The 18133-nt window shown below is 65.1% G+C and carries 19 protein-coding genes; 11 read left to right on the top strand and 8 right to left on the bottom strand.

The window, feature by feature from the left end:
- Positions 1 to 146: 146 nt before the first annotated feature.
- A complete protein-coding gene (locus tag H9529_RS13240) occupies positions 147 to 395 on the bottom strand; it encodes an accessory factor UbiK family protein (protein ID WP_092884997.1) in 249 nt (82 codons plus the stop codon).
- A 220-nt stretch (positions 396 to 615) separates the two neighbouring features.
- Here H9529_RS13240 and lgt point away from each other — a divergent pair, with 220 nt between their 5' ends.
- The 3 genes from lgt to pgeF all read left to right on the top strand — a co-directional run bounded on the left by lgt (position 616) and on the right by pgeF (position 4553).
- The gene (gene lgt, locus H9529_RS13235) at positions 616 to 1530 is read left to right on the top strand and encodes a prolipoprotein diacylglyceryl transferase (RefSeq protein WP_092884996.1); all 915 of its coding nucleotides are present in this window, start codon (positions 616 to 618) and stop codon (positions 1528 to 1530) included.
- Between the two features lie 582 nt (positions 1531 to 2112).
- Entirely contained in the window at positions 2113 to 3741 is a 1629-nt protein-coding gene (locus tag H9529_RS13230; RefSeq protein WP_439822940.1) for an SAM-dependent methyltransferase, read from the top strand.
- Entirely contained in the window at positions 3738 to 4553 is an 816-nt protein-coding gene (pgeF, locus tag H9529_RS13225; protein WP_092884992.1) for a peptidoglycan editing factor PgeF, read from the top strand. The genes H9529_RS13230 and pgeF overlap by 4 nt, the downstream gene beginning before the upstream one ends.
- Before the next feature lie 215 nt (positions 4554 to 4768).
- On the opposite strand, the gene H9529_RS13220 is transcribed toward pgeF, so the two are convergent.
- A complete protein-coding gene (locus H9529_RS13220) occupies positions 4769 to 5269 on the bottom strand; it encodes an Lrp/AsnC family transcriptional regulator (RefSeq protein WP_092884990.1) in 501 nt (166 codons plus the stop codon).
- Between the two features lie 214 nt (positions 5270 to 5483).
- Between H9529_RS13220 and trxB the strand changes: the two genes are divergently transcribed.
- A complete protein-coding gene (gene trxB / locus H9529_RS13215) occupies positions 5484 to 6458 on the top strand; it encodes a thioredoxin-disulfide reductase (RefSeq protein WP_092884988.1) in 975 nt (324 codons plus the stop codon).
- Positions 6459 to 6639: 181 nt separating this feature from the next.
- Here trxB and H9529_RS13210 read toward each other — a convergent pair whose 3' ends face one another.
- Positions 6640 to 6966, bottom strand: coding sequence for a DUF1244 domain-containing protein (locus H9529_RS13210; RefSeq protein ID WP_092884986.1), 327 nt, complete (start codon positions 6964 to 6966; stop codon positions 6640 to 6642).
- Positions 6967 to 7160: 194 nt separating this feature from the next.
- Here H9529_RS13210 and pyk point away from each other — a divergent pair, with 194 nt between their 5' ends.
- The 4 genes from pyk (at position 7161) to rplT (ending at position 9743) form a co-directional block, all read left to right on the top strand.
- Complete coding sequence (gene pyk / locus H9529_RS13205) at positions 7161 to 8606, top strand: pyruvate kinase (RefSeq protein WP_092884984.1); 1446 nt, start codon at positions 7161 to 7163, stop codon at positions 8604 to 8606.
- Between the two features lie 159 nt (positions 8607 to 8765).
- Positions 8766 to 8996: a hypothetical protein gene (locus H9529_RS13200; protein WP_092884982.1), complete on the top strand. Its 231-nt coding sequence runs from the start codon at positions 8766 to 8768 to the stop codon at positions 8994 to 8996.
- Between the two features lie 171 nt (positions 8997 to 9167).
- Entirely contained in the window at positions 9168 to 9368 is a 201-nt protein-coding gene (gene rpmI / locus H9529_RS13195; protein ID WP_092884980.1) for a 50S ribosomal protein L35, read from the top strand.
- Positions 9369 to 9380: 12 nt separating this feature from the next.
- Entirely contained in the window at positions 9381 to 9743 is a 363-nt protein-coding gene (rplT, locus tag H9529_RS13190) for a 50S ribosomal protein L20 (protein ID WP_092884978.1), read from the top strand.
- 161 nt (positions 9744 to 9904) lie between these two features.
- Here rplT and H9529_RS13185 read toward each other — a convergent pair whose 3' ends face one another.
- Together H9529_RS13185 and rocF are read right to left on the bottom strand one after the other, a co-directional pair.
- Positions 9905 to 10894, bottom strand: coding sequence for a DMT family transporter (locus H9529_RS13185; protein WP_092885388.1), 990 nt, complete (start codon positions 10892 to 10894; stop codon positions 9905 to 9907).
- Between the two features lie 68 nt (positions 10895 to 10962).
- Positions 10963 to 11889: an arginase gene (rocF, locus tag H9529_RS13180; protein ID WP_092884976.1), complete on the bottom strand. Its 927-nt coding sequence runs from the start codon at positions 11887 to 11889 to the stop codon at positions 10963 to 10965.
- Positions 11890 to 12009: 120 nt separating this feature from the next.
- Here rocF and H9529_RS13175 point away from each other — a divergent pair, with 120 nt between their 5' ends.
- Both H9529_RS13175 and H9529_RS13170 read left to right on the top strand, forming a co-directional pair.
- Positions 12010 to 14031 carry a M3 family metallopeptidase gene (locus H9529_RS13175; protein ID WP_092884974.1) on the top strand — a complete coding sequence of 674 codons (2022 nt, stop codon included), beginning with the start codon at positions 12010 to 12012 and terminating at the stop codon, positions 14029 to 14031.
- A gap of 112 nt (positions 14032 to 14143) precedes the next feature.
- Positions 14144 to 14596, top strand: a complete 453-nt coding sequence (locus H9529_RS13170; RefSeq protein ID WP_092885386.1) for a universal stress protein — start codon at positions 14144 to 14146, stop codon at positions 14594 to 14596.
- On the opposite strand, the gene H9529_RS13165 is transcribed toward H9529_RS13170, so the two are convergent.
- The gene (locus H9529_RS13165) at positions 14597 to 15145 is read right to left on the bottom strand and encodes an SH3 domain-containing protein (RefSeq protein ID WP_092884972.1); all 549 of its coding nucleotides are present in this window, start codon (positions 15143 to 15145) and stop codon (positions 14597 to 14599) included.
- A gap of 108 nt (positions 15146 to 15253) precedes the next feature.
- Here H9529_RS13165 and H9529_RS13160 point away from each other — a divergent pair, with 108 nt between their 5' ends.
- Positions 15254 to 16240 carry a 2-hydroxyacid dehydrogenase gene (locus H9529_RS13160; RefSeq protein WP_092884970.1) on the top strand — a complete coding sequence of 329 codons (987 nt, stop codon included), beginning with the start codon at positions 15254 to 15256 and terminating at the stop codon, positions 16238 to 16240.
- A 49-nt stretch (positions 16241 to 16289) separates the two neighbouring features.
- On the opposite strand, the gene H9529_RS13155 is transcribed toward H9529_RS13160, so the two are convergent.
- Together H9529_RS13155 and dgcA are read right to left on the bottom strand one after the other, a co-directional pair.
- Entirely contained in the window at positions 16290 to 17153 is an 864-nt protein-coding gene (locus tag H9529_RS13155; protein WP_176846811.1) for a D-amino-acid transaminase, read from the bottom strand.
- A gap of 12 nt (positions 17154 to 17165) precedes the next feature.
- Positions 17166 to 18128: an N-acetyl-D-Glu racemase DgcA gene (gene dgcA, locus H9529_RS13150; RefSeq protein ID WP_092884966.1), complete on the bottom strand. Its 963-nt coding sequence runs from the start codon at positions 18126 to 18128 to the stop codon at positions 17166 to 17168.
- Between the last annotated feature and the right edge of the window lie 5 nt (positions 18129 to 18133).

Here is an 18133-nt window from a genome sequence, read left to right as displayed (position 1 = left end):
CTGGGCCAGACCTACTGGGCCAGACTTGGCTGGGCCAGACTTGGCTGGGCCAGACCTGAACCGGCGTGGTTTTCCGGCACGCCACAGGCCAAACACGCGCGGCATCTACCCGCAACGCGCCGCCTGCCATCACACCGCCCGGGCCGTCACTTGCCTTGACCGGCTTCCAGCGCGGCGATCCGCACTTTCAGCGCTTCATTCTCTTCACGGGCCTTCTGCGCCATGCCGCGCACGGCGTCAAATTCCTCACGCGTCACGAAATCCCGGTCCGCCAGCCAGCGGTCCATCAGGCTTTTCATCGCGGTCTCGGCCTCTTGCCGCGCGCCCTGCGCCACGCCCATGGCGTTGGTCATCAGCTGCGACATGTCGTCCATCAAGCGGTTGCGGCTTTGCATCGGGTTTCTCCATCATTGCCCTTTCTCTTATATGTGACCCGGCGCCGCCTGCACAAGGTTGACTTCGCCGCACCCGCGCGGGCATCTAGCGCAACGCCCGCTTTCCCGTCCGCCGCCGCCCCGTGCGGCAGGGGTCCCCGCACCCAAGACCGGCCCCGCAAGCCCCGGCAATCAACCCCCGGCACTCAACCCCGGGCCATCAACCCCAGCAAGGATCCCGATGACCCTCGCCGCAATTCCCTTCCCCGACATCGCGCCAGAGATTTTCTCGATCGACCTCGGCGCCTTTACCTTCGCGCTGCGCTGGTACGCGCTGGCCTATGTCGCGGGGCTGCTGCTCGGCTGGTGGGCGGTCGTGCGGCTGATGCGCCGCCCCACGTTGTGGCCGCGCGACACCGCGCCCATGGCCCCGGCCTTGGTGGAATCACTCCTGACCCACGTGATCCTCGGTGTCATCCTCGGCGGGCGGCTGGGTTTCGTGCTGTTCTACCAGCCGCAATATTATGCCACCTACCCCGCCGAGATCTTGCGCATCTGGGAGGGCGGCATGTCCTTCCATGGCGGCTTCCTCGGCGTTGTCGTCGCGGGCCTGCTGTTCTGCCGCCGCAACGCGGTGCCCCCGATGCGTCTGGGGGATGCCATGGCCATGGTCGCCCCCATCGGTATCGGGCTGGGGCGGCTGTCGAATTTCATCAACGCCGAGCTTTGGGGCCGCGCCACCACCGCGCCCTGGGGTGTGATCTTTCCGGGCGCGGCGGCGCAGGATTGCGCGCCCGCGCTGCACGATGCCGCAACCGGCCTGTGCGCCCGCCACCCCACGCAATTATACGAGGCCGCGCTTGAAGGTCTGTTGCTCGGGGCGGTCCTCTTCTGGCTTGTCTGGCGGCGCGGCTGGCTGAAACGCCCCGGCCAGATCACCGGCCTTTTCATCGCAGGCTATGGCGCGGCCCGCTTCACGGTCGAGATCTGGCGTCAGGCCGACGCGCAATTCATCACCGCGATGAACCCCATGGGCTATGTCGTCCAGGTCGGGCCGCTGGGCCTCAGCATGGGGCAAGTGCTGTCACTGCCGATGATCGCGGTGGGGCTGGCGCTGCTGTGGCAGGCCCGCCGCCGCACCCCCGCCCAGGTCTGAGGCACGGCGGCGGGCGGGGGCGCAGGTCTCAGGCGCAGCGCGGGGGTGCGGGGGCGATAGCCCCCCAGAACGCCGGACCCAAGTACGCCGGACCCAAGTACGCCGGGCCCCACAACGCTGGACCCAAGTACGCTGGATCCCACGACACTGGCGACAGTCTCATGCCCCGGAAAACAACCCCCCCTCCCTCGCTAAGCAACCAACACCCCGCCCCCACCACAAAGATCAAAGACCCTGACCGCCCCGCCGCGCCGAAGGCTGCAATCCCCCAATACCCAGCACCCCTCACGCAACGCACGGACATCACCCCCCCCGCAGCATCGCAGCACCCGCGCCCACAACGTCCCCGCCCCCTCACTGCCCTGTGCCTTGCCTCCGCCCCAAGGGTCCGCTACCCCTGACCCCTCGCCACACCAGACGACCCTTTACCCAGACGCCCCGTCCGAAGAAGGCCCGCCAACCGTGACGCCATCAGACCCCACCAATCCCAAAGGCCCGCAGGGCCGCCAGCCCGCTGCGGTCCAAGATACGCGCGCCCCCAACCACCCCAACGCCGCATCGGCCCCGCCGCGTTCCCCTGAAATCCCTACGCCGCTGGCCGACATCTTGGTCCGGCGCATCCGCGCGACCGGGCCGATCAGCGTCGCCGAGTATATGGCCGAATGTCTCCTGCACCCGCAGCACGGCTATTACTCGACCCGCGATCCCTTCGGGCAGGCGGGCGATTTCACCACTGCGCCGGAAATCAGCCAGATGTACGGAGAGGTTCTGGGCCTTGCGCTGGCGCAAAGCTGGCTCGATCAGGGTGCCCCTGCCCCCTTCACCCTGGCGGAACCCGGGCCGGGGCGCGGCACGCTGATGGCCGACATCCTGCGCGCCACGGCCCGGGTGCCGGGCTTCCACGCAGGCGCCCGGCTGCACCTGGTCGAGGCATCGCCCCCCCTGCGCGCGCTTCAGGCGCAAACCCTGGCACCGTTCTCCACCACCTGCGCCACGCCGGTCTGGCACGACACCATCGACACCCTGCCCGATGCGCCCCTGTTCCTGATCGCGAATGAGTTCTTCGATGCCCTGCCGGTCCGGCAATTCATCCGCGCCGGAAAGGATGACAGCCACGGCGCCGCCACGCGGTATGCCACCGCCGCCACGCCATATGCCACCAAGGCCGATGGCGCGCAGGCTGCCCCCGAAGGTATCCCCGACAATGGGATAGGACGTGGCGGGGCCAATCTGCCGCCCGACCTGTGGCACGAACGCGTCATAGGCCTGCGCCCGCAGGACGAAGCCCCCGCACCCGCATCCGCCCCCGCATCCACTGGCACAACAGCACCGCAGCACACGACACCGGCCCCCCCGACGTCCGCAGCACAGCACGCGATGCCCGATCCCGCAGCAACACCCGAACCGGCAGCGCCCGACGCGACTGTTTCCACATCCCCGCCCGCGCTCTGCTTCGGTCTGACACCCGCCGCCCCGCGCGCCGGGCTGGCACACCGCTTGCAAAACACCCGCCCCGGCGATCTGGTCGAGATCTGCCCCGCCCTGCCCGGGATCGTTTCCGCCATCGCCGACCGCATCGCACGCCACGGCGGCGTCGCGCTGATCGTGGATTATGGCGATGAGGTCAGCCTGGGCGACACCCTTCAGGCCCTGCGCCACCACGCCGCCGACGACCCGCTCGCCCATCCCGGCCAGGCAGATCTGACCGCGCATGTGGATTTCGACGCGATCCGCCGCGCGGCAACCGCGCCCGCCCCAACCAAAGCCGCCCCCGACAAAGATACCCAGCAAGACACCGCCGCTAAGCGCCCCCCGCCCGCCGCAGGCGCGGCGCCGCACAGCGGCGCCCAGCCCCCCGCGCCTCATCCCCGCGGCGCGCCAACCCCACCGGCCGCAGCCACCACGGAACCGGCCGCCTCAAGCACTTCTGGACCACGCGCCACACGCACCCCGACACAATCCGCCGCAGACGCGCCGCCAACCCGCCCCGGGGTCAGCGTCACCCCCGTCACTCCGCAGGGCATGTTGCTCGAACGACTGGGCATCACCGCCCGCGCCCGCGCGCTGGCCCAGCCCCTGACCGGTGCCGCGCTCGACAGCCATATCCGCGCACATCGCCGCTTGACCCACCCCGCAGAAATGGGAACTCTGTTCAAAGCAATCGCGCTCTATCCGCGCTCAGCCCCCCAGCCGCCGGGATTTGCCCCATGACGCTCCTGATCCTGACCGCCGATGCCCTCGCGCCCCTGCGCCACGGCTTCTTCACCCGGCGCGGCGGGGCGTCGTCAGGGATCTTCGCAGGCCTGAACTGCGGCGCGGGTTCCAGCGATCAATCCGACGTGGTGCGCATCAACCGCGCCCGGGTGGCCGAGGCGATGCACCTGGCCCTCCCCGCGCTGGTCTCGGTGCATCAGGTACATTCCGCCGATGTCGTCACCGTCAGCGGCCCCGCCACGTCACCACGCCTGCTGCCCCCTGAGCCCCCCGCAAACGGCGCATCAGCGACCATCGGCGCGGCGCGGCCCCGGGCGGATGCGCTGGTCACCGCCACGCCGGGCCTCGCGCTGTCGGTGCTGTCCGCCGATTGTCAGCCCGTGCTCTTTGCCGACACAACCGCCGGCGTGATCGGCGCGGCCCATGCGGGCTGGCGCGGGGCGCTCGATGGCGTGCTGGAAGCGACGCTGGACGCGATGGAACGCCTGGGCGCCCGCCGCGCCGACACCACCGCCGTCATCGGGCCCTGCATCAGCCAGCTTGCCTACGAAGTCGGGCCCGAGTTCATGGAGACTTTCCTCGCCGAGGATCCCGGCCTCTCCCGGTTCTTCGCGCAGGGCATCGGCGATCGCTACCAATTCGATCTGCCGGGCTTTGGTCTGTACCGCCTGCGCAGTGCCGGGGTCGGGCATGCCGAATGGACACGCCATTGCACCTATTCGGACGCCGATTCCTTCTATTCCTACCGCCGCTCGGTCCACGAAGGACAGGCCGATTACGGGCGCCTGATCTCGACCATCCGTCTGTAGCAGGGCGGGGAAAAGCACGGTCTTTACGGATCTTCCGGCCTTGGACCAAGGCACCTGTGCTTTGCGCGCGCGCTAAAACCCGGAATATGGTCCAGGGTCAGGCGCTGCGCTGCAAGCCACCCCGCCGGGCGTTCAAAGGCGCCCGGCCAAGCCATGGCAGCGCCAAAGCACTCAACCCTCAGCACTCAACCCTAAAGCCTTGAAACCCTCAGCCCTCAGGAAATCTGCGCCTGCCGGGCCTCCAGCACATCGAACGGCACGCCGGGCTCGCTCTTGGCACAGCGGATCACCAGCGAGGTCTTCACACTCGCCACATTCGGTGCCGACAGCAGTTGTTCGGTCAGAAACCGCTGGAACCCCGACAGATCGGGCGCCACGCATTTCAGGATGAAATCAATCTCACCGTTCAGCATGTGGCACTCGCGCACCAGCGGCCAGGCGCGGCAGCGCGCCTCGAATGCCGACAGATCAGCCTCGGCCTGGCTGTGCAGCCCGACCATGGCAAAGACCTGCACCTCGAACCCCAATTCGCGGACGTTCACATCAGCGTGATATCCCTTGATGAACCCAGCCTCTTCCAGCGTGCGCACCCGGCGCAGACACGGCGGGGCAGAAATCCCCACCCGGCGGGCCAGCTCCACGTTGGTCATACGACCATCTGCCTGCAACTCGGCCAGAATCATCCGGTCGATCGGATCCAGCTTTGACGCCGACATCGTGAAAACTCCTGTTTTGGTTTGCGGATATGTATGTCCTTGCCCCACGCCGCGCAACAATATTACGCAAACGCGCAACAATTTTATGTGGCTTGCGAATTGAACGCCTTTCAGGCAAGCGGTTATCCCGTAAGGGTTGCGCGGGCACGTCCAACCCCCACGAGTCACGGGCGCCAACTGCGCCGCGCCGCCGCCGAAACGAAGGACAGATCACATGACGAATTCCCGCCACACCGCGCTTTTGATCATCGGCTCGGGGCCTGCCGGCTACACGGCAGCAGTCTATGGCGCGCGTGCAATGCTGGAGCCCATTTTGGTACAGGGCATCCAGCCCGGCGGGCAACTGACCACCACCACCGATGTGGAAAACTGGCCCGGCGACACCTCTGTCATGGGCCCTGATCTGATGGTGCGCATGGAATCCCACGCGCAAAGCATGGGGGCCGAGGTGATTACCGATCACATCACCGCGCTCGACCTGTCGAAGCGGCCCTTTACCGCCATCGGCGACAGCGGCACCACCTATACCGCCGATGCGCTGATCCTGGCGACCGGCGCACAGGCAAAATGGCTGGGCCTGCCCTCGGAAGAGAAGTTCAAGGGCTTTGGCGTCTCAGCCTGCGCCACCTGCGACGGCTTCTTCTATCGCGGGCAGGAAATCGTGGTGATCGGCGGCGGCAATACCGCAGTCGAAGAGGCGCTTTTCCTCACCAACTTCGCCAGCAAGGTCACGCTGGTCCACCGCCGCGACAGCCTGCGCGCCGAAAAGATCATGCAAGACCGCCTGTTCAAACACCCAAAGGTCGAAGTGCTTTGGAATCACAGCGTCGACGAAGTGTTGGGCACCGACACCCCGCTTGGCGTGACCGGCGTGCGCGCCCGGCATGTCGACACCGGCGAGATCACGGATATCGACTGCACCGGCTTTTTCGTCGCCATCGGCCATGCGCCGGCCTCCGAACTGGTGGCAGGCCAGTTGGACCTGCACAACGGCGGCTATGTGCAGGTGAAACCGGGCACCACCGAAACCTCGGTCCCCGGCGTTTTCGCTGCGGGCGACCTGACCGACCATGTGTACCGTCAGGCCGTGACCTCGGCGGGCATGGGCTGCATGGCCGCGCTGGATGCCGAGCGTTTTCTGGCGGCCGTCAAAGATGCCGCACGGGTTCTGGTGCCGGAACAAGGCTGACCGCACAGGCGGGGGACACAAGGGGGGGGGCGCCAGTGCCTGCCCCCTTTTTGCGCATGATCCGCTGAACCGGCGCACGCTACGTTAACCACGCGACGGGCCTTATCCGACCCATACCAAACCCATACTGTTTCCATACCGTTTCCAGACTCGGGAAATCGGGGGAAATCAGCGCGTTAACCTATGATTCGCCGTCCTTGGCGCGATCGGCGACATTTTCGCGGAACGCGACATCAAATGCCGCCTTCTGATCGCCCGATGCCTCGGTCTGATAGCGCGCCTTGAACACTTCAAAGGGCATCCCGTAAACCGCCTCCCGCGCATCATCCTTTGACATCTCGACACCGTGCGCGCCCGCAGCCTCGGCGTACCAGCGCGACAGGCAATTGCGGCAAAACCCCGTCAGGTTCATCATGTCGATGTTCTGGACATCAGTACGCTCTTGTAAATGCTGCAATAAACGCCGGAACGCCGCAGCTTCCACATTGGTTCGGGTTATGTCATCCATGGGCGCGCCTCCTGTCTGCGGGCTTTGCAGATCGGCACCGTGCCGCTGCAAATCCGCCCGGTCAAGGGGCAACGGACTTGTAGTTTTGCCAAATCCGGGTATGTGTTGGCGCTAACAGGGGCGTGTTTTCACACAGCCTTCTCACTCTCAGGTGTATGGTCTATATTAGCACCGAAATTCAAAGGGATAGCGGCATGAGACGTCTTCGCAAAGTTAAAATCGTGGCAACCCTCGGCCCGGCCTCAAACGACTACGCGATGATCCGCGCGCTGTTTGAAGCCGGTGCCGATGTGTTTCGCCTGAACATGAGCCATGGCACGCAGGACGACATCCGCGCCCGCCACACCATCATCCGCCAGGTCGAGGCTGATCTGGGCCGCCCCATCGCCATCCTGGCCGATCTTCAGGGTCCGAAACTGCGCTGCGCCACCTTCGCCAATGGCGAGGAAGAGCTTGTCGTGGGGCAGCCCTTCCGCCTCGATCTCGATGACACCGAGGGCGACAAAACCCGCGTGCGCCTGCCCCACCCCGAGATCTTCGCAGCCCTGGAACCTGGCGCCAGCCTGTTGATAAATGACGGAAAAATCCGCCTGCGCGTTGACACATGCGGCGCCGATTTCGCCGATTGCACCGTGATGGTCGGCGGCATCATTTCCAACCGCAAGGGCGTGAACGTCCCCGACGTGGTGCTGCCCGTTGCAGCCCTTTCCGAAAAAGACCGCAGCGATCTGGAATTCGCCTGCGAGCTGGGCGTGGACTGGCTGGCCCTGTCCTTCGTGCAGCGCGCCAGCGACGTGACCGAAGCGCGCGACCTTGCCAAGGGCCGCGCCGCGATCTTGTCGAAAATCGAAAAGCCCGCCGCCGTCAAAGCCTTTGATGAAATCCTGGCCGTGTCCGACGGAATCATGGTCGCGCGCGGCGATCTGGGCGTGGAACTGCCCGTCCAGAACGTGCCCCCGATCCAGAAGCGCCTGATCCGCCGCACCCGCGCCGCCGCGAAACCTGTGATCGTGGCCACGCAAATGCTTGAATCCATGATAGAAAGCCCCGTCCCCACGCGGGCAGAGGTCTCAGATGTCGCCACCGCCATCTATGAAGGCGCCGATGCCATCATGCTGTCGGCTGAATCCGCTGCGGGCCAATTCCCCATCGAAGCCGTGACCACGATGAACAACGTCGCGATCGAGGTTGAAAGCGACCCGACCTACAAGGAAGTCATCGACTCCTCGCGCCGCATCAAGCACACGTCCATCGCTGACGGCATCGTGTCGGCGGCGCGCGAAATCGCGGAAACGACTGATGTCGTTGCGATTTGTTGCTTCACGCAGCGCGGTACGACCGCCAGCCTTGTCGCGCGCGAACGCCCGCACGTGCCGATCATCGCGCTGACCAACATCGAATCCGCCGCGCGCCGCCTGTGTCTGACATGGGGCACACATTGCGTGATGGTGTCCGAAGTCGACCGCTTCAAATCCGCCGTGATCCACGCCGTACGCGCCGCGCTGAAATACGGTTTCGCCGTGGAAACCGACATGATCGTGGTGACCGCAGGGGTGCCGTTCAACCAGCCCGGCACCACCAACATCCTGCGCGTCGCGCCCTGCGCCGAATACCTGATCAAGCAGACCGAACCGGAATAACCCCGTCCACACCGGTGGTTGCCCCGTATACGAACGGCGCGTCTGCACGCTATACTGACATCTATCGTGCCGCCGTCCCCAAGGGGGCGGCGGCATTTCATATCACTCCTGCCGCGCCTTCCACATGGGCTGAGGCGGGTGCCGGACCCCGGGGGCTGCATGGCCAGTGGCACGTTGTTTGTATTGGGTTTTCTCTTGCTGCCGCTGGCCCTTGTCAGCATGCTCGCGGCATGGATCGACGGGCGGCTGCCGTACACGGGCGCCGGGCTGCTGATCCTTGCGGCAGGGCTGATCGGCTATGTGCAACTGCTCCACCCCGACGGTGGGCATGCGCTGGCCGACCTGCCCGATCTGGCGCTGGGGATCATCGCGGCCACGTTCTTCCGCTAAGCCCCAACTTCTGCTGCTGCTCCCCCCGCACAAAGCCGCTTTGCCCGGTGCGCACCCCCTTGCGGCACCTTCGCGCCCGGTCTATAGACCACGCTTTACCGCCCGCGCGTCCGGCCACAGTGGCATGCCGAGTCGCGCGTTTTACCGCCCACCGATCCAGAGGAGACGGAAATGCCCAAGATGAAGACCAAATCAGGCGCCAAAAAGCGCTTTTCGATGACTGCGACTGGCAAGGTCAAGGCAGGTCAGGCCGGCAAACGCCACGGCATGATCAAACGGACGACCAAGTTCATCCGCGACGCACGGGGCACCACCACCCTGTCCGCACCGGATGCGCGCATCGTCAAAAAATATATGCCCTACGACCGCTAAGGAGGCCGGAATATGTCACGCGTTAAATCAGGTACCGTTACCCACGCCCGCCACCGCAAGGTCATCAAGGCCGCCAAGGGCTATTATGGCGCACGCTCGCGCAACTTCCGCACAGCGACGCAAGCGGTTGATAAAGCAAACCAATATGCGACCCGTGATCGGAAAGTGCGCAAGCGCAACTTCCGCGCCCTGTGGATCCAGCGCATCAACGCCGCCGTGCGTGAAATCGACCCGGCGCTGACCTACTCGCGCTTCATCAACGCGCTGTCGCTGGCCGGCATCGAAGTGGACCGCAAGGTTCTGGCCGACCTGGCCGTGCATGAGCCCGAGGCATTCGGTCAGATCGTCAGCCAGGCGAAAGCCGCAATGGCCTGAGCCAGTCGACACGGAAATTGGAAGGCCGCGCCCGGAAGGGACGCGGCCTTTTTCATGGCGATGCCACAGCGCCACCGCTTGGCGGGATCATCACCCCGCCCACCGATGTCGCGATGTTTTCACGCGAAGAACTACGCCGACGCGCAAGGCCGGGCCCAGCCCTAGCGTACCGGCGGTTCGGCGTCCTCTACCCGGTCTTCCTCGATCTGGCTGATCGCGCTCATGCGCGGGACGGTCCCGGTCTCGGCCCGGCCCTTGGTCTGCGACACGGGGCGGTTTTCCGAGACATTCGCGCTGCCTTCGCGGAACAGAATGTAAAGGCCGCTGCCGATGATGACCGCCGCGCCGATAATCGTCGGCAAGTCAGGGGTCTCATTAAAAAAGATGAAGCCAAAGATAGCGGCCCAGATGATCTGTGAATACTGCATGGGCGCGATTATCGCCGCTTCGGACATCTTGTAGGCCGCGATGAGACACAGGCTGGCGACGAAGGCCAGCCCGGCAATCGCCGCGAATCCAGCGAAATCCAGCAGCGGCATGGGCTGATAGACGAAAGGCAGCGCGCAAGCCATCACCACCATGTTGGCCATCATCGGATAGAGCAGCAGCACCACGTTGCGCTCATCCTGCCCGATCTTGCGCACGATGATCGACGACACCGCCGAGCCGACCGCGCCAACCAGCGCCGCCGCGTGACCGATGCTCAGCGCGTCACCCGATCCGGGACGAAGCACGATCAACACGCCGCACAGCCCCACCAAGACCGCAGCACCACGCCGGATGCCCACCTTCTCACCCAGAATGGGGATCGACAACACGGTAATCAGCAAGGGCGCGGCGAACAGGATCGCATAGACCTGCGTCATCGGCAGCATTGAAAACGAAAAGAAAACACAAACCCCTGTGGCCACCGCCGCCGTGGTGCGCAGCGCCGTCCACCAGGGGTGTCGCGGCAGCAGCGTGCCATCGGTCTGGTCGCGCATCAGCATCAGCATTGCCAGCGGCAGGCCCAGCAGCACGCTGAAGAACACGATCTGGAACGCCGCATAGCCGCCGCCCAGGTACTTCACGACGACATCATGCCCGGAAAAGATCGCAAATGCCAGCAGCGCCAGCAAGGGTCCACGCATGTCGAAGCCCGCTTGTTTCATGATGCCCGCCTTATGTGCCATCTCAAAGGCCTCAGCCTATCAGGCCGGTTCGCGCAGGCAAGGCCGGGTCAGACAAAACCGCGCGTCGGGCGGTCAAACACTTTGCGCCCCATCAGACTTGCGCACAGATCCACCATAAGCTGCGCGGTGCGGGCGCGTTCGTCCAGAAACGGGTTCAGCTCCACCAGGTCGAGCGAAGTGACAAGCCCGCTATCGTGCAACAGCTCCATCACCAGATGCGCTTCACGAAACGTAGTGCCGCCGGGCACCGTGGTGCCGACCGCCGGCGCGATGGCAGGGTCGAGGAAATCCACGTCGAGCGAGACATGCAGCAACCCGTCCGCCGCGCGCACCCGGTCCAGAAAGCGCCGGAGCGGCACGACGACCCCGAATTCGTCGAGCACCCGCATGTCGCAGACGGTGATTTCGGAATCATAAAGCGCCGCCCCTTCGGCCGGATCGACCGAGCGGATGCCGAACAGGCAGATATGCGATTCCGGCACCGTGGCGGGAAAGGGCGGAAAGGCATCGAAGCCCGCGCGCCCGGCGATATAGGCCATTGGCGTGCCGTGCAGGTTGCCGCTGGATGTGGTCAGCGGCGTGTGGAAATCCGAATGCGCGTCCAGCCACAGCACAAACAGCGGGCGGCCTACCGCCGCCGCATGGGCCGCAACCCCCGCGACCGACCCCAGCGACAGGCTGTGATCGCCGCCCATGAAGACGGGCATACCGTCGGCCATCGCGGCCTGCCCAGCCTCTGCCAGCGCGCGGGTCCAGCCGATGGTTTCCGACAGATGGTGCACCGCGGCGTTGTCACAGCTTACATCGCCAACCGGCGCGGGCGCGACATCGCCGCGGTCCTGCACGGTGCAGCCCAGCCCTTGCAGCGTTGCGGCCAGCCCGGCCACGCGGTAGGCGGCGGGACCCATCAGGCAGCCGGGGCGGCGCTGGCCGCTGTCCACGGGTGCGCCGATAAGAATACAGGTGCGGTTCATGTGGTCCTCCGGTCCTTTTCTGGCGGCAGTTTGCGCCGGAAAGCCACGGAAAGTCACGCCCTGACCTCGTACTTCCGGCAAAACAGCTTATGTTCGTCGAAGCATTGGATCGAGGGCATCATGACGCATACCGACAACCCGCTTCTGGCCGAATGGCACACCGAATTCGACCTGCCACCGTTTGACCAGATCCGCGACAACGATTTCGCGCCCGCGTTCGAGGCCGGGCTGGAACAGGGCCGCGCGGCTATTGCCGTGATCGCGGAGAACCCCGAAGCCGCCACCTTCGCCAACACGATCGAGGCGTTGGAACTGGCCGATGACGCGCTGAGCCGCGTGGCGGGTGTGTTCTACAACCTTGCAGGCGCCGATTCGACCCCTGCGCGCGAGGTGTTGCAGCGCGACCTGGCGCCAAAGCTATCGGCCTATTCGTCCGAGATCACCAACAACCGCGCGCTCTTCGACCGGATCGATACGCTGTGGCAGGCGCGCGACACGCTGGGCCTCAACGATGAACAGGCGCGTGTCCTGATGCTGTACCGCCGGTCCTTCGTGCGCGCGGGCGCGGCGTTGGAAGGGGCAGCGGCGACGGAGTTGACGCAGGTGAAATCCAGACTGGCCACCCTGGGGACGCAATTCACCCAGAATCTGCTGGCCGATGAACGCGCCTGGTTCATGGAACTGGGCGCGGAGGATCTGGCGGGCCTGCCCGATTTCGTGTTGCGCGCGGCCAAGGCTGCAGCGGCAGAGCGTGACGTGGCGGGCCATGTCATCACGCTGAACCGTTCCCTTATCGTGCCCTTCCTGCAGTTTTCCAAACGGCGGGCGCTGCGCGAAAAGGCCTATAATGCCTGGACATCGCGCGGGGCGAATGGTGGCGAGACTGACAACCGCGCCATTGCGGCCGAGGTGCTGGCACTGCGCGCCACCCGTGCCCGGCTGCTGGGTTATGATAGTTTCGCGCAGTACAAGCTGGAAACCGAGATGGCCGGCACGCCGGACGCTGTGCGCGACCTGCTGATGCAGGTCTGGCAACCAGCCCGCGCCGCCGCCATGGCGGATGCCGATGTACTGGAAGCGATGCTGCACGCCGATGGCACCCCCGGCCCGCTGGAACCCTGGGACTGGCGCCATTATTCCGAGAAACGGCGACAGGCCGAGCATGATCTGGATGAGGCCGCGCTGAAGCCTTACCTGTCGCTCGACAACATGCTGGAAGCCGCGTTCGATTGCGCGCAGCGGTTGTTCGGACTGGAATTCCGCGCGCTGGACACCGCACTTTACCACCCCGACGCCCGGGCGTGGGAGGTGACGCGCGACGGGCAGCATCTGGCGGTCTTCATCGGTGATTACTTCGCCCGGTCCTCCAAACGGTCGGGCGCGTGGTGTTCGGCGATGCGCAGCCAGCGCAAACTGGGCGGAGACACGCGGCCCATTGTCTTGAACATCTGCAACTTCGCCAAGGGCGACCCGGCGCTTCTGGCCTATGACGATGCGCGCACGCTGTTCCACGAATTCGGCCATGCGCTGCATCAGATGCTGTCGGATGTGACCTACGGCCTGATTTCCGGCACCTCGGTCGCGCGCGACTTCGTCGAACTGCCCAGCCAGTTGTTTGAACATTGGCTTGAGGTACCCGAAGTGCTGGAAACCCACGCCCGCCATGTCGAAACCGGCGCGGCGATGCCGCGTGACATGCTGGACCGTCTGCTGGCCGCGCAGACCTACGATCAGGGGTTCAGCACGGTGGAATACATCGCCTCAGCCTTGGTGGACCTTGGTTTCCATGAAGGCCCCGCGCCGCAAGACCCCATGCAGCGGCAAGAGGAAATCTTGCAAGATCTGGGCATGCCGCGCGCCATCCGTATGCGCCATGCAACGCCGCATTTCGCGCATGTGTTTTCCGGCGACGGCTATTCCAGCGGCTATTACAGCTATATGTGGTCCGAGGTGATGGATGCCGATGCTTTCGACGCGTTCCTTGAAACCGGCGATCCGTTCGACCAAGGAACCGCCGCGCTGCTGCAACGCCACATCTTGTCGGCCGGCGGCAGTGACGAGGCTGAGGCACTCTATACCGCCTTCAGGGGCCGGATGCCGGGGGTGGAGGCATTGCTGAAAGGGCGCGGGCTCGCGGCCTGAGCGACCGCGCATAATCCAACGCGCCCCGATGTGGAAGCAAGGGCTTGCCATCGGGGGGGCCGTTGCGCAAAACTGCGCCGTCGCGCGCGGCGCATACACGGGGGATAGGGTGATGCTGAAATTTATGGTCGTGCTGGATGACAGCCGCGAATGCCTGAACGCAATCCGCTTTGCCGCGATCCGTGCGGCAAAGACCGGCGCAGGTGTGCAGATGCTGTCGATCATTCCACCGGAAGAGTTCCAGCACTGGATGGGCGTTGCCGACATCATGCGTGCGGAAGCGCGCGAGCGGATCGAGGCGCATTTCGCCGTTTTCGCCAAATGGATGCGCGACCGCCAAGGGATCGAACCGGAGCTGGTCATCCGCGAAGGACAGGCCGTGGATGAGATCCTGGCCCAGATTCAGGACGACCCCGACATCGGCATCCTGGTGCTTGGTGCGGGCGTGGACAACAGCGGCCCCGGCCCGCTGGTCACGCAACTGTCGCGCAGTTCAGGCACGCTGCCGATCCCCATCACCATCGTTCCAGGCGAATTGTCCAAGGAACGGCTGGAAAGCATGTAATCAGTCCAGCACCTCGTCGGGCTCTACCCCCCATAGATTGGCCTTCAAGGTCCAGCCCTGCACGCCATCCACGCCCAGTTCGCACCACTCAACCTCGCACGACAGGATGCGCGCAATCACGCCGACCTCCAGGTACGCCTGTGTCAGCGACGCGGCCTCGGGACGCTGATGCAGCGGTGTCATGTCTTCCATGATCGTCGCCGTGCGCACGCCCGACAACAGGGCGTAGTGCATCCAGCCGCCTGCGCCCTCGGCATCTTCGATCCGGCGCCAGTGCTCAAACTCGGCCGTGACGCGCAGGGGCATGTCGCGCCGGGTGAACACCCAGTCCACGCGGTGGTCAGTGTCCGGGCCACGCCGCGCATTGCCTTCCGATGTCTTGAGCGAGACATAGCGCGGCAGCGGCAGATTGGTGACAGGGCCGCGCTTGCCTTCAGGTACAGCGCCCGTGGTGGCTTCTGTTGCCGTGGTGCCCGACGCGCCGACGGCGACCGCAGCCACCCCGACCCATAGGCCAGTGATGCCCCGTAAAAGACATTTCCGCATCATTCTGCTTTCCTGCACTCTGGTATTTATTGCCTGCGGCGCTTGTAGACGCGACCGTTCTGCGCCACCTTGCCAGTGTGTGACCCAATTGCAAGCAGATAGGAGCCGTCCATGCCAGTTGAACGCCTGAGTGTTGTTGTCACGCGACGGTTGCCCGACGCGGTGGAGACCCGGCTGAAGGAATTGTTCAACGTCGAATTGCGCGACCCCGACACACGGATGACGCGCGAGGAACTGGCAGATGCCATGCGCCGCGCGGACGTGCTGGTGCCCACCGTAACCGACCAGATCGACGCGGCGATGCTGGCGCAGGCGGGAGAAAAGCTGAAGCTGATCGCCAATTACGGCGCAGGTGTGGACCATATCGACGTGGCATCCGCCCGGCAGCGCGGCATTCTGGTGTCAAACACGCCCGGCGTGCTGACCGATGACACCGCCGACATGACCATGGCGCTGATGCTGGCGGTCACGCGCAAGATCCCGCAGGGCCTGGCGCAGATGCAGGCGGGCGAATGGGCGGGCTGGTCGCCGATGGCCAACCTTGGCGTGCGGATCGGCGGCAAGCGGTTGGGCATCCTGGGCATGGGCCGGATCGGTCAGGCGGTCGCGCGCCGGGCGCGCGCCTTCGGCATGCAGATCCATTACCACAACCGCAAACGCCTGCGCCCCGAGATCGAAGAGGGGCTGGAGGCCACCTATTGGGAAAGCCTTGACCAGATGGTGGCGCGGATGGATGTGATTTCAGTCAACTGCCCGCATACGCCGTCAACCTTCCACCTGCTGAACGCCCGGCGGCTGAAGCTGCTGAAACCGACCGCGGTGATCGTCAACACCTCACGCGGGGAGGTGATCGACGAAAATGCCCTGACCCGCGGCCTGCGCGCCGGAGAGATCGCGGGCGCGGGCCTCGATGTGTTTGAACACGGCCATCAGATCAATCCGCGCCTGCGCGAATTGGCCAATGTGGTGTTGTTGCCGCACATGGGCTCAGCCACGCTGGAAGGCAGGGTCGAGATGGGCGAGAAGGTCATCATCAACATCAAGACCTTCGCCGACGGCCACCGCCCGCCCGATCAGGTTGTGCCGTCAATGCTGTAGCGTCAGCGGCGGGGGCGCCAACGCGCGCTCCGCCTTAAATCGTCCTGCCTCAGATCGCCTGTTTGCGGCTTTCGTCCAGGTAGATCTCTCGCAGGCGCGTTGCCACCGGCCCCGGCTTGCCCGTGCCGATCGCCGCGCCGTCCAGTTCCACCACCGGCATCACGAACATGGAGGCGGAGGTAATGAACGCCTCATCCGCATCCGCAGCCTCGGCCAGGGTGAAGCTGCGTTCCTCCACCTCCATCTGCGCTTCGGCGGCGAATTTCAGGACGGCGGCGCGGGTGATACCATGCAAGATCTCATTGCCCAGATGCCGGGTGATGATGCGGCCGCCCTTCACGATATAGGCGTTGTTCGACGTGCCCTCGGTGACAAAGCCATCCTCGGTCATCCATGCGTCATCCGCCCCGGCCTTTTTCGCCATCATCTTGCCCATGGAGGGGTAAAGCAGCTGAACCGTCTTGATGTCGCGGCGGCCCCAGCGGATGTCTTCGATCGAAATCACCTTCAGGCCCTTTTGCGCCATCGGGGTGTCGGCCAGACCGGGTTTGTTCTGCGTGAACAGCACCACGGTCGGTTTGGTCACGGCAGGGTCGGGGAAAGCGAAATCCCGGTCGCCGGGCGCACCACGGGTGACTTGCAGGTAGATCATGCCCTGGTCGATATCGTTCAGCCGCACCAGCTCGCGGTGAATGGTCAGCCATTCATCATCGCTCAGCGGGTTTTCGATATCGAGTTCGGAGAGAGAGCGTTGCAGGCGACGGGCGTGCCCGGCAAAATCGATAAGCTTGCCGTCCAGCACAGAGGTAACCTCGTAGACGCCATCGGCCATCAGGAAGCCACGATCAAAGATCGAAACGCTGGCCTGATCTTCGGGCAGATAACTGCCATTCACATAGACAGTGCGGGTCATGATGCGGTCCTTTCAGCCCCAAAGGGCGGCGACAGGGGGATGAACGCCAGCGGCGTCGAAATGCAGCGGGTTTTCCCGGTCTTGGGCCAGAAGCAGCGGGCCGTCAAGATCGGTGATTGCCACACCCTGCGCGACCAGAACAGCGGGCGCCATGGCGAGGGAAGAGCCGACCATGCAGCCCACCATCACGCTGTAGCCCTGCGCCTCGGCCTCGGCCTTCAGCGCCAGCGCCTCGGTCAGGCCACCGGTCTTGTCGAGCTTGATGTTCACCATGTCATACTTGCCGCGCAGACCGGCCAGACTGCCCCGATCATGGCACGATTCGTCGGCGCAGACCGGCAGAGGGCGGGCGATTTCGCCCAGCATGTCGTCAGCCCCGGCGGGCAGCGGTTGTTCGACCAGCGCCACGCCAAGGCGCAGCAGATGCGGCGCGAGGTCGGCGTAAACCTCTGCGGTCCAGCCCTCATTCGCGTCGATGATGATGCGGGTGTCGGGCGCGCCACGGCGCACGGCCTCCAGCCTTGGCATGTCATCGGGCGTACCCAGCTTGATCTTCAGCAGCGGGCGGTGGGCGTGTTTTTGGGCTGCCGCCTGCATCTTTTCGGGCGTGTCCAGCGACAGGGTGAAGGCGGTAATTTCCGGCCCGGGCGCGGGCAGCCCGGCCAGTTCCCAGACGCGGAGACCCGCGCGCTTTGCCTCCCAGTCCCACAGGGCGCAATCGACCGCGTTGCGCGCGGCCCCGGCGGGCAGAAGGCCCTGCAGCGCTTCGCGCGTCACGTCACCCGGCAGACCATTGATCTGGGCGGTGACCGACTCCAACGTCTCATCATAGCGGGCATAGGGCACGCATTCGCCCCAGCCGGTCATGCCATCGCGGGCGATGCGCACGGTCAGCACCTTCGCATGGGTGCGCGATCCACGGGCGATGGTGAAGACCTCGGCCAGTTTGAACGTATCAGGATGAACCGTGATCATTGCCG

The sequence above is a fragment of the Roseicitreum antarcticum genome (assembly GCF_014681765.1).
Lineage (GTDB): Bacteria > Pseudomonadota > Alphaproteobacteria > Rhodobacterales > Rhodobacteraceae > Roseicitreum > Roseicitreum antarcticum.
This window is presented reverse-complemented; position numbering and strand designations above follow the sequence as displayed.